Annotated in this window: 9 protein-coding genes and 1 pseudogene; 7 read left to right on the forward strand and 3 right to left on the reverse strand. The window is 39.1% G+C overall.

The annotated features are described in order from the left end of the window. Nucleotides 1-147 precede the first annotated feature (147 nt). On the forward strand, nucleotides 148-711 hold the full coding sequence (locus U5O15_08080; GenBank protein ID MDZ7860605.1) for a histidine phosphatase family protein: 564 nt from the start codon (nucleotides 148-150) through the stop codon (nucleotides 709-711). A gap of 426 nt (nucleotides 712-1,137) precedes the next feature. On the opposite strand, the gene U5O15_08085 is transcribed toward U5O15_08080, so the two are convergent. After that, complete coding sequence (locus tag U5O15_08085) at nucleotides 1,138-2,121, reverse strand: caspase family protein (GenBank protein ID MDZ7860606.1); 984 nt, start codon at nucleotides 2,119-2,121, stop codon at nucleotides 1,138-1,140. Nucleotides 2,122-2,131: 10 nt separating this feature from the next. After that, the gene (locus tag U5O15_08090) at nucleotides 2,132-2,503 is read right to left on the reverse strand and encodes a hypothetical protein (GenBank protein MDZ7860607.1); all 372 of its coding nucleotides are present in this window, start codon (nucleotides 2,501-2,503) and stop codon (nucleotides 2,132-2,134) included. Nucleotides 2,504-2,900: 397 nt separating this feature from the next. Between U5O15_08090 and U5O15_08095 the strand changes: the two genes are divergently transcribed. From U5O15_08095 to U5O15_08105, 3 genes are read left to right on the forward strand one after another with little or no spacing between them, the layout of a single operon-like run. Continuing rightward, entirely contained in the window at nucleotides 2,901-3,530 is a 630-nt protein-coding gene (locus U5O15_08095; GenBank protein ID MDZ7860608.1) for a hypothetical protein, read from the forward strand. After that, entirely contained in the window at nucleotides 3,512-4,828 is a 1,317-nt protein-coding gene (locus U5O15_08100) for a 4Fe-4S cluster-binding domain-containing protein (protein MDZ7860609.1), read from the forward strand. The genes U5O15_08095 and U5O15_08100 overlap by 19 nt, the downstream gene beginning before the upstream one ends. A 9-nt stretch (nucleotides 4,829-4,837) precedes the next feature. Continuing rightward, complete coding sequence (locus U5O15_08105) at nucleotides 4,838-4,993, forward strand: hypothetical protein (GenBank protein MDZ7860610.1); 156 nt, start codon at nucleotides 4,838-4,840, stop codon at nucleotides 4,991-4,993. 819 nt (nucleotides 4,994-5,812) lie between these two features. Here the strand turns inward: U5O15_08105 and U5O15_08110 are convergent. Next, a pseudogene (locus tag U5O15_08110) lies at nucleotides 5,813-5,977 on the reverse strand (IS21 family transposase). Between the two features lie 1,472 nt (nucleotides 5,978-7,449). Here U5O15_08110 and U5O15_08115 point away from each other — a divergent pair. The 3 genes from U5O15_08115 to U5O15_08125 are packed head-to-tail and all read left to right on the forward strand — an operon-like array spanning nucleotide 7,450 to nucleotide 11,895. Continuing rightward, on the forward strand, nucleotides 7,450-7,629 hold the full coding sequence (locus U5O15_08115; protein MDZ7860611.1) for a helix-turn-helix domain-containing protein: 180 nt from the start codon (nucleotides 7,450-7,452) through the stop codon (nucleotides 7,627-7,629). 53 nt (nucleotides 7,630-7,682) lie between these two features. Beyond that, nucleotides 7,683-8,132, forward strand: coding sequence for a BREX-3 system P-loop-containing protein BrxF (gene brxF, locus U5O15_08120; GenBank protein MDZ7860612.1), 450 nt, complete (start codon nucleotides 7,683-7,685; stop codon nucleotides 8,130-8,132). Nucleotides 8,133-8,166: 34 nt separating this feature from the next. Further along, a complete protein-coding gene (locus tag U5O15_08125; protein MDZ7860613.1) occupies nucleotides 8,167-11,895 on the forward strand; it encodes a DUF6079 family protein in 3,729 nt (1,242 codons plus the stop codon).

The following is an 11,895-nucleotide window of genomic DNA, read 5'->3' on the forward strand; positions in this document are numbered from 1 at the left end:
GGGGAGGCCTCAATGAGTATCAAAGTGTTCGCGGCTGTGCTTGGCACCCGGGCTGCAAGGCAACCCGGCCGACAATGCTAGCGCAAATCCCTGGCTCGATTTTGCGAACACTCTAAAATTATAAGAAACAGGTTAAAATCGGAATGAGTGGCAACTTTCACCGGAATACACAATCTAAAAACTAGAAACATTTCGAAAGTCTGGACAAGTCCTCTTGAGCACGCTAAGAAAACTGCTATGATTGCTTCGAATATATTGGACCTCTCTGTAAATATTGAAAAAGGGCTTTCAAATTTAAACACAGGTTTATGGGAAGGAAAAACAGTTGGGGAAATTCAAAATTCTTGGCCAGCTGAATGGAAACGCATGCGTCATTGTAAAATTGGGCCAAATGATCTATTAGTTCCTGGCGGTGAGATTCTAAAAGATTTCCACGATCGTGTGGTTTCCTCATTCTTAAAGATTGTTGAAACCACGCCCTATGGTAAGTCAATTGCCGTATTTGGACATAATCTTTCTTTAGGCAGTATACTTGCTTTTTCGGTTGATGCAAAACCACAGAATCTTTTCCGTTTTGAACTATACAATTGTTCAATTTCATTAATTGAATTTGGCCAATTTGGCTTTAAGTTAATATCAACTAATGATATATCTTTTTTAGTTAATTCTTCTATTGAGATTAATAGTGGAGCGCTAAGCGGTAAACCATAAGTTATATATTGTTTATGCTCACATTTGATCAGATTATATGAAATTAAGCATTAATGAGTTATCTTTTTCACCCATTTGTTAATTAAATTAGAGTGATTCAGAAACTGGGGGCAGGTCAACCTCCGTTTTGTTACGTCATGTGGCTAGTAGGAGCTAGAAGTTAACGCATTGATTATCAGTGGCAAATACTTTTGAACTTGTTCTCTATCACTCTCCTTCTCGGGTTCCGATAAGTCTTTGTACTCGGTTTTTATTTGACGTTCCCATTTTTCAACAAGTTCTGGTGGAATTTGCAACGAACCATCTTCGCATTTTATACATACAGAATGGAGATAGTGTTGCCAATGTGACCAACGCTGATGCTCCTTTGCTGCCAACTGTTCAGTTATGTTTTTTAGTCTAATTTGGATTTCCTTATTGTCCATTTTATATCAATTTTTCCTCGACAAGTCTACGATAGTGTTCCCCAAGGGCCGTTAATTTCACTGTTTTACTATTCATAGCAGCATGCCACATGTGTGGTGCATCAACAGGCACTAGCAAATTCAATCGGTTGTATGATTGAAGAATTGCGAAAATTTCAGTGTGCTCAGGAATCGGTTGAGGCACATTCTTTTTCTTGTCATCTGACGAACGTTCTGGTTCGTAAGTAGGATCTAGTTGGAACCTATACCCAGGTTCGGGGAAAAACTCTACTAAACGGCGTAAATCCTCCAGCCCAATAGGAGGTGTCACTTTTCTTAGCGATATGAATCGCTTCACATTAGTCTTGAACATCGGCCTTTGAGCCCATGGACCTAGTGACTGGTCGACATGAGCATATACGCTGCCCGGTGTGATGTCTCCAACGAGGTTTGAAGCACTACCAGCTAGTGCATCGACTAATAAAGATGTAAACACGCCAGACCCGTTCACTTCTGATGCGTACTGTTCCGAAGTCGATGCCGTTAGAATAGTTACACCCTCATAGATCTCGCTAGCATCATTTTGGAGTGGCCGGCTTCCAGCGATGCCACTGTGACAACAATCAAGAATTACGATTCGGTTTTGAATCATGGTGGCCCCGTTGGCCCAAGTCAGGATATTTGATATTGCAACTCCATCATCGCCTCTCTCGCAGTCACTCGCACATAAATAACCACCGGCAGTTTCAATGTATCCATGTCCCGAGAAATAAAGAAGTGCTATTTCTCCATCTCCAGAAAAAAGTTCTTCAATCGAATTGCGCAAGATTGGACGGCTTACAATTTCTGTAGGGCCCGTACTTTGAAGGAGCTTAACTTGAAAATTAACTGTGCCATCGCCATTACGCTCCAGTTTTGCCTTCACTGAATTAGCATCATTAACACAGCCTGAAAGCGATGAAAAATTGGAATAGTAATTTACCCCAACAACTAGTGCTTTCCTCATATCTCAACCTTTATAGAGTATCAATCCACTTGGCGATGTTATTCCAAGTCCAAACCATAGTATTTACACGTTCAAGATTAGTGCGATCATCCTTATATGCCCATACTCCTTTTAACTTGACCTTCTCCTCTTTTGCACACTTGATTTCCCACTTCTGTCCACTAGAGGTTAAGGAGTTCTTGCTAACAATTGCAAGAACTCCATCGGACCGACGAATTCTAGTTCTGACCCGTTTCTTCCATTCACTATCGTAGGGTTCTTTTACAGACATGTCGATAAACTCGAATGGTGAATTGGTATTAAGTGATTGACCCTTAAGGAAGTCTCGAGCTGACTTATCCTCCATAGCAAAGGCTAAAAATACAATTTGTTTTTCTACCATATCTACTTCCTTAACATTTAGTAAAACAGAGAATACAGTTTCATTTCATTATAGGAAGTTCGATTTTTTCTGTCAACGAGTGAATCGTGGACAAGAGGATTTGTAGTCACATAAATTCTGGGTTTCTTCGCCATGACCTTTCTTCACTAAACTAATCCACGAAATGAGTTAATTTATCTTAATAGACCCCACCCAATTATGAATATAGATTTAAGGATTCTAAATGAAATAAAACTGGGGATAAAGAAATAAAAAAGAAAAACTATTAAATATCATAGAATACATAAAGATGCTTGAATTGTTAGCTGCTGGAACATAGTATATTATATATAATAAAAACTTTTATTTATGGGGTCAATCTTTCAAAAGAACAATTTTGTTAATAGTTTGGTGCTAAATGATTGAAATATTAAAGCAGTTAGGTTTTTCTGCATTAGGCGTAATATTGTTAACATTACTTTTTTTAGTCGGGAAAGAAGTATGGGGTATAGTTAAAGCAAAAAGATTACAATCGCTTCATGATACTTTGAGCAAAATGCTTGATGAATTAGATCATAGAATCAGCGAATTCTACTTACCTATGTACCAAAGATTGATTACAATGGAAAGTTTGTTTAATGTAACCCGTTCTTGGTTAAATACTAAATCAGAATATCATAATTCTATATTAAATATTAAATCGTCAAATTCAAGAGCCTTAAGAAATATTGTAGTAAGACGATTTTTCTTACCATTAAACACGGGCATTGAAAATCTTATACTTAATCAATTGTATCATAAAGTTTCTACGGATGATACCGATTATTCAAAATTACTTTTTCATTATACAATGTGGCGGGCACTGGAGGAAGCTATAATTAATGATGAAATAGAATCATATAGTGCATCAGATTTACTAACTTTTCCTGCTGAGGAGGCAGAAAAACAAAAACGCTGTTGCCGGGAACTTTTAGAAAAACAGAATACCCTTAGAAAGAAAATTATAAAATTAGAGAAAGTACTTTTCCATTGGATTCCGAAAAGTTAAAAACCTCTGTATATATTGGGACTATACAATTATCTAATCATGCTTCATTAATATGGTCTGGGTTGACGGGTTATATCGGTGTAGTTTCACCAAATATTGCTCGTATGATTATCAACGAGTCTTTTGATACAATCCCTAATAAATACTTAGTTACACTAATTAAAAATGGGGTATTAGTAAAAGAGAACATCAATGAAAATCAGTTATTAAAAGAAATCGTGCTTGCAGATGCATTACAGCAAAAAAGAAAATCTGCTCCTAATATGACAATATTCCTTTCTTATCAATGCAATTGTAAATGTATATATTGCTATCAAAAAAACAAAAATATCCCTGCATTTATAGATAAAGTCACAATAGACAAATCTATAAATTATGCCAAATTAAATTATAAGGATAATAGGCTTTTAAAAATTCATCTATTTGGTGGTGAACCGTTACTTGATATAGATTTGCTTCATTATATTGTCAAGGCATTTGAAAAAGCAAAAAATGAATGCAATTGGGATAAGATATTATATGAAATTACAACTAATGGAACTTTATGGTCAAAAAACATTGAACGGATTTTTTCAAAAGAAAATCTTTACAAAGTGCAGGTTTCTTTTGATGGTCTTAGAAATAATCATAATCTTTTACGACCCTTGAGTAGAGATGGAAAATCTTCTTTCGACATCCTGTGGAATAATTTAACTGAAATATCTGATAGAACCCAGAAATTGATTTGCAGATTAAATGTATGCGAAGAAAATAAAGAAGACATAATACCTTTAGCACAGCGAATTATAAATCTGCTTGGTTCTAGTAATCTAGATATTTATTTGTCGCATTTACGTTTTGAAAATACAAAAGAATTTAATACTATTTCAGGTCATGAATATTCAAATATTTTGTATGACTTTTTCTCATGGTATTATTCTGAATTTTTGCGAGCACACCCATTTCTTGTGCCCAAGAAACGTTATTTATCATGTTACGCAGCATTTAGAATACCGAAGTGGATCTCAACTAATGGAGAGTTATTTCAATGTCAGCACCAAGCTGAATTAGGTGTGCCACAAACAATTAATTTGGACAGCTTCTTGGAAAATCCTCAACATAGCATAGATTTTCAAACTTTTGATGATTTTTTGAGCTTAGATAATATTATGCTTGACAAATGCATTGGTTGCAAATACTATACTTTTTGTGGGGGAATATGTCCAGCAGGGATATTATCCAATGATATCGAAAACCCTTCATGTGATACATGGGAAATGCGATTATCATTATATGGGGAACAAGTTTTATTAAAATAGGAGGCGGAGATGAAAATTAGAACAGTGAAAAAAGGATGGAATGTTGAGGCCGTTGATCCTGTTAATATAGCAAAACGAACAGTAAGAGAAATGGATTTTAACTGTGGAGATTATGATTCGGGTAAATTGAGTGACCAAAATTGTGGTCTAGAAGACCGAGTCTAGTGGAAGATTGATCTTTTTCATAAATATTTATATTTATTCATCAACTAAAAACTAATACAAAAGGGATCAACAGTAAACATCTCAGCTTAAATTGCTGTCTATTACTTAAGACTTTTATATAATTTGAATGTGATTTTAGTTACACATTATCTTTAATTGTAATTTTATTAAATATAATGGTTAAGAATCGCTTTGTTATTTATAATGGCTTGTTGCTTACGGGGGGAACAACACCATTCTCAGCCTTGAGATCTATAATCTCTTTGTGAAGTTAATTTCATATAATATGATTTTAATATTTAATTCTGGATATAATATTCAGAGCATTATAAATATCATTGACTTTAGATGTTTGACATTCCTACAAAATTAATCCTTTTTTTATTGGAAGGGGAATTGAATATAGAATAAATATTAGGTGTAGTTTCGCTCTTCGTATAACACTTATGAGGCCTCCCACTGTCAAGGCAAAAAGTTACCCAATAACGAGCGGTTAAATCTCCAGTTTTTTTATCATAGGTCCATATCCCAACTTAATTTCTGATTTGGCCGCCGGGAAGTCCCTGCGGCCAAAAATTTATACAGGTTCACAGTTCAAAAATTAACTGGGGAAACTTTAAGCTTCACACGACCTAGAAACACATTGGTTTCTGATCAGCGACACTCAAAATTCCCGCTAACGACAATTATAATTACCGGTTTAAAGGGGATTTTGATAAACTATCCGCCCAAAATGGGTAAGGAACGTTTTGAAGATGGCACTTGCAAGTCCGATGAGAACAAAAATCGTTGTAAACTTATCTCATCCATACCATCGTCAAGAGGCCAGCTCAGGCCTTTATCAGAGGCGCGGCTCAGATACTCATAGACCGTACTCTTATCTACAGAACAACTTTTTGCTATTTGCCTGACGCTGAGCTCAACCTCATTCTTTAACCTTAGTATTTCTTTTATTTTGCGCATTGATAACCTCTTTGCTGGCATTTGTACCTCCCGTTTAATTATCTACAAAGGGTATAGATTACTATTTTTCTGGTTATCCAGCGCCGCCATTTATCTCTTGTCGCTATTGATTATCAAACCTTTGATCAGATGTCCGGAATCAATCGGAATCACTGTCCGGCTTGCACCGGAATATACACCGTTAATTTCTTGTTGTTAGCGCTGGCGATTCTCCCCCAATAATTCAAAAGAATAAAAAATTATGATATACGAACTTATCGGCAAGGATTCGTATAGAAATCGGTAGGGTTTTAATTTTAGTGAGCTTCGAAATCATAGATTCATGTGGTTACAAGATGTCTTATAGTTCAGTGACGTTTTAGCTATCAATCTTACCTTTTAGGCTATTTTGAACCTATATAAAAACAAAATTTATTCATTTAAACACCCAAATATTTCATTTCAAAGATAATCGGAAAAATTCGTAAATATTCAAAATAAGCAATAAAAGCATTGAAATGTAGTAATACCACCAGATGTCTTTTTGTTTCAATAACTCAGCCACTGTTGTCAGAGTTTTTTTATAAAATGACCTAATCTATAAGAATATAGAGGACAGTCTGTTGATGAACAGAATCTGATCGCCTTATAACTTCCAGCTGCACAATTTAAACATTTTGATCGTATAGCTTTCCATAACATTTTTTTTGGTACTTTTACTTTTCCCATTTAATAGCCTCCTTACGGTTTTACCAAGTGTGCAAGGCTTGTTGTATTATGAAAAAAATACTAATTGGTTACCGGTTCGGCGATCAGGCAATTTCTAACCTATCTCAGTCAGCGACCCCATTTTTTATCTTGATTCTCCATCCGGTTCTTAGTTTCCCATAGGACTCTGAATATCAATCTGTCACTTTGTATGGTACATTTCGGCCGTCCTTTTGTTTTTGAAATCGCAAGGATTTTGAGCGCTGTTTCGTTAATACCTTTCGCTTTCACTTTTCTTCTTGCCCCATTGTACCAATAATCCGGCTTTAACAATTTATTGCTTTTTCAGCAGAGCCAAAATAGTGATAACCCAGAGATGCATTTGATTTTTTTCTTCACCAATTCATTATTACCGATTGATATGAGTTGACAATTCAGGAAATAAAAAAATCGCATAAAGAGGGGAATTGCATATTTTTACGTCATGTTTCAAATTAAATAATGTAGTTCGGGATAATAGGTTGGGATTATATTTTTTATCATAAAACAATAAATTTTTACTGCGCAGATTAATTCCCGCTTTGGCTTCAAGTGGATATCTCCCATTTTAACATGATAAAATGTGATAACAGGCTTTTTCCCCATGTTAAAATATTTTAGTTTTAAGCGTATCCCAAGCTCAAGAAAATTATTCTTGCCCACAATTCAGAAGATGTTTGACAGTAACTGCCACTAACTGTAAAGTGAATAACTATTGTAATCCATTTAGAAGAGACTTTTATTCCGAAGCTTTAGAGGTGTACCTGATGAATAGAACCCCTGGCGATATTCTGACCATCGAAGAGCTATCCGCGTACCTGAAAATTTCTAAATCTACGCTCTATAAGCTTGTTCGGGAAGACAAGATTCCGTCACACAAGGTAGGACGGCACTGGCGTTTCCGGAAGGAGACAATCGATAGATGGTTGGATGAGAAGCGAATTTAAGAACCTGATAGAAAGAAAGAACAATAATGGCAGAGCCGCTCACAGATAAGATTATGAATAAAATCAAAAAAACAAATGCGTTATATTACCGGCTGATGTTGGTTGTTGCTCCAGCGGGATCGGGAAAAACTACTACTCTTCAAAATGTACAAGAACATGTTGGCGCTCCAGTATTTAACATCAATCTTGAATTGTCACAACAGATGCTTGACATGACTGAGCGCCAGCGAGCGTTGCAGCTTTCACGACTAATGAGAGATATTATAAAGGATACAGCTGGTGAACTTGTTTTGTTTGACAACATAGAGATTTTATTTAATGTGTCACTAAAGCAGGATCCTCTGAAAATTCTTCAGGGAATTTCTCGTAACAAGACAGTAGTTGCATCATGGAATGGCTACATTGACGGCGACAACTTGATATATGCTGAACCAAACCATCCGGAATACAGACGCTATAAAATCCGTGATTTTCTGGTGGTGAGTCCGGAGGTTACGCCATGAATTTGGCTGAGAAAATTACAGGGAGGTATATGGAATGAAATATGGTGATCTAATTCAGTTTGAGCCTATCGAGTCCGTAGTTCAGTTGCGGGATGCTGATGGTGCAGTTGCCGCACGGCAGCTTGTAAGTACCTATGTTATTTCTGATGAAATGGCTGATAAATTTTCCAATATTGTGATTCCTCAACTTCAGTTTGAAAAACCAATTGACAATAAAGGACTGCTTGTAGTAGGTAATTACGGAGCCGGTAAATCACACCTAATGTCGGTAATTTCCGCACTTGCCGAGAACCCTGATCTCGCCTCCAGTATAAACGATGCGAAGGTTGCAGCTGCTGCCTCAAGGATTAGTGGAAAATTTAAGGTTGTACGAACCGAGATAGGGGCTACCACCATGTCTCTGCGTGACATCATTGTAGCCGAGCTCGAAGAACATTTGGGGGAGATGGATATTAATTATAATTTTCCATCTGCAGACGATGTAGTTAACAACAAGAGTTCCTTTGAGGAGATGATGGCTGCATTTCACCAGAAGTATCCAGATAACGGTTTGCTCCTGGTGGTTGACGAGCTGCTCGACTATCTGCGTACACGCAAAGACCAGGAACTCATTCTGGACTTAAATTTTCTCCGTGAAATCGGTGAGGTCTGCAAGGATCTGCGGTTCCGCTTTATAGCCGGTGTGCAGGAAGCCATATTCGACAGTCCCCGTTTTTCCTTCGTATCCGACAGTATTCGCCGTGTAAAGGATCGTTTCGAACAGATTCTCATCGCCAGTAAGGATGTTAAGTTTGTAGTAGCAGAACGACTTCTCAAGAAAACTGCGGAGCAGCAAAATAAAATTCAGGAGTATCTCACACCTTATGCAAAATTATACGGGCATATGAATGAACGCATGAACGAGTTCGTTCGGTTGTTCCCCGTACATCCTGACTACATCGATACATTTGAACGTGTAACTTCGGTGGAAAAACGTCAAGTGTTAAAGACCCTGTCTATGGCGATGAAAAAACGTCTAAGCGATGATATTCCGAAAGATAGGCCTGGTCTTATTGCCTACGATACCTATTGGAACAGGCTATGTGAAAACCCTTCGTTTCGTTCCGTGCCCGACATCAAGGCTGTTATCGACTGCAGCCGGGTGCTGGAGTCTCGTATAGAGCAGGCTTTCACACGCCCGCCCTACAAGCCCATGGCGATTCGGCTTATCCATGCACTATCTGTGCATCGGCTTACTACTGGCGATATTCATGCTACTCTCGGGGCTACACCCAAGGAACTGCGGGATGCGCTCTGTCTTTATCAGCCTGAGATTGAGGATTTGGGTGGTGATCCGGCCGATGATCTGCTTTCTCATGTAGAAACAGTTCTGCGGGAAATTCATAAGACAGTAAGCGGACAGTTTATCTCCGTTAACCCTGCCAACCAGCAATTCTATCTTGATCTTAAGAAAACCGATGACTTCGATGCCCTGATTGAAAAACGGGCCGAAAGTCTCGATATATCCCAGCTCGATCGCTATTACTATGCAGCCCTGAGAATTGTTATGGAGTGTGCAGATCGGACTTATGTTACCGGCTACAAAATATGGCAGCACGAACTGGAATGGCTGGAATGTAAAGCATCCCGCCAAGGGTATCTCTTCTTTGGAGCGCCCAACGAGCGTTCTACCGCCGTTCCACCGCGTGATTTCTATATCTATTTCATCCAGCCCTTTGAAACGCCGAAGTTTAAGGATAAAAAAAAAGCAGATGAAGTATTTCTGCATTTGAAAAACCCGGGCGATGAGTTCCGTACCACACTCAGCAATTACGCTGCAGCGCTCGATCTTGCATCCACTTCTTCAGGGCATGCCAAATCTACCTATGAATCTAAATCATCGAATTTCGTGCGCGATCTGGTGCAGTGGCTGCAGAAGCATATGACAGACGCATTTGAAGTGACCTATCAGGGACGCAGCAAAACCATCACTGAGTGGAACAAAGGCAAATCTATACGCGAACTTTCTGGTATCGCCTCACACGAGCGGCTCAACTTCCGTGATTTAATAAACACAGTGGCGGGCGTATGCCTCGCCCCGAATTTTAAGGAACAGGCGCCTGAGTATCCGCATTTTTCAGTTCTCATTACCAGCGACAACAGGGCACAAGCTGCTCAGGATGCACTCCGTTTCATAGCGGGTCAAAAAGCCACAAAACAGGGTACGGCTGTTCTTGACGCATTGGAGCTTCTTGATGGTGAACGTCTCGATCCCTATAAATCAAAGTATGTCAAGTATATCCTCGGGTTGCTCAAGAAGAAGGGTCGTGGTCAGGTAATCAATCGTTCGGAATTGATCCAGGATGTATTTAGTGTAGAATACCTCGCCCCACAGACCCTGAGGCTCGAACCGGAGTGGGCTGTCGTAATTCTAGCCGTACTGGTTTATACCGGCGATTTGGTGTTGGTTATCCCGGGCAAAAAGTTTGATGCAACGGAGCTTCCTAAACTCGCCGGAACCAAAGTGGAGGATCTGGCTCAGTTCAAACACATCAAGCAACCAAAGGATTGGAATTTACCAGCGTTAAAGACATTGTTCGAACTACTTGATCTTACACCCGGTATGGCCCGGCTGATCTCACAGGGGAAAGGGGAACCAGTACAGCAGCTTCAGAAAGCAATTACGCAAAGGGTAGAGAAACTGGTTCGTATCAGACAGAATTTGCAGGATGGTATACCGTTCTGGGGAAGCAAGTTGTTTGAAGAAAAGGAGTCACAAAAAATTTTAACCCGGCTGGATAAAACGAAGGATTTTCTGGAATCCATGCAGGCTTATTCCTCTCCGGGCAAGCTTAAGAATTTTCGCTACGATACAAAAGAAGTCAAAAACCACCGGGATGGAATTAAAACCCTAAAAGAGATCGAATCGCTTCAGGAATTGGTAAAGGACTTGGGGGGCACTGCTTTCTATCTGTCAACAGCTGAAGCGGTCTTACCATCTGATTATGAGTGGACAGACAAGATAAAAACTGCCAGGAAGGATGTTTTAGAAAAAATTATCGATCCGAAAAAGCGCGATGCAACGAATTTTCGCCAGAATATGATGCGCAAACTCACCAAACTAAAGAAGGAATATCATAAAATATACCTGACAATGCACACCAAGGCACGGCTGGGGGTGAATTACGATAAACGCAAAACTCGCCTGACGAAGGACGAACGGCTCAAAGTATTGCAGAAACTATCGACTATTGATCTGATGCCGCGTCAGCATCTGAGCGATTTCCAGAACCGACTTGCAGGTCTGAAGAGTTGTTTTGCTTTTACAGAGCAGGACCTCGATGTTTCTCCAGTTTGTCCGCACTGCGACTACAGGCCTGGAGAAGAAATACCAGCGGTACCTGCCGAAAACTTGATCGACGAACTTGATGATGTGCTCGATAAACTTGTTAATGACTGGATTCGAACGCTTCTTAACAACATGGAGGATCCCACTACAAAGGAACATTTGGAACTGCTTAAGCCCAAACAAAAGAAATTGGTAAAAGGTTTTATCAAAAGCAGGGAGCTGCCGGAGGATATGGATCAGGTTTTCATTAATGCGCTAAGGGAAGTACTCTCAGGATTGGTGAAGGTGTCGGTAAAAACAGCTGATATACGAGAAGCGCTCCTGGTAGGAGGTTCTCCCGCCACACTGCAAGAGATGAAAAAACGGTTTGAGCACTACATCGACGAGCTTTCCAAGGGAAAGGAACCCGGCAAGGTGCGGGTTGTATTGGAGTAG

The sequence above is a fragment of the Candidatus Krumholzibacteriota bacterium genome, assembly GCA_034520215.1.
GTDB lineage: Bacteria > Krumholzibacteriota > Krumholzibacteriia > Krumholzibacteriales > WJIX01 > JAGHBT01.

Bases quoted from the DNA above. Each gene is read 5' to 3' on its own strand.
- U5O15_08090 (MDZ7860607.1), bottom strand. From the start codon at position 2,503: ATGGTAGAAAAACAAATTGTATTTTTAGCCTTTGCTATGGAGGATAAG.
- U5O15_08125 (MDZ7860613.1), top strand. From the start codon at position 8,167: ATGAAATATGGTGATCTAATTCAGTTTGAGCCTATCGAGTCCGTAGTT.
- U5O15_08085 (MDZ7860606.1), bottom strand. From the start codon at position 2,121: ATGAGGAAAGCACTAGTTGTTGGGGTAAATTACTATTCCAATTTTTCA.
- U5O15_08095 (MDZ7860608.1), top strand. From the start codon at position 2,901: ATGATTGAAATATTAAAGCAGTTAGGTTTTTCTGCATTAGGCGTAATA.
- U5O15_08115 (MDZ7860611.1), top strand. From the start codon at position 7,450: ATGAATAGAACCCCTGGCGATATTCTGACCATCGAAGAGCTATCCGCG.
- U5O15_08105 (MDZ7860610.1), top strand. From the start codon at position 4,838: ATGAAAATTAGAACAGTGAAAAAAGGATGGAATGTTGAGGCCGTTGAT.
- brxF (MDZ7860612.1), top strand. From the start codon at position 7,683: ATGAATAAAATCAAAAAAACAAATGCGTTATATTACCGGCTGATGTTG.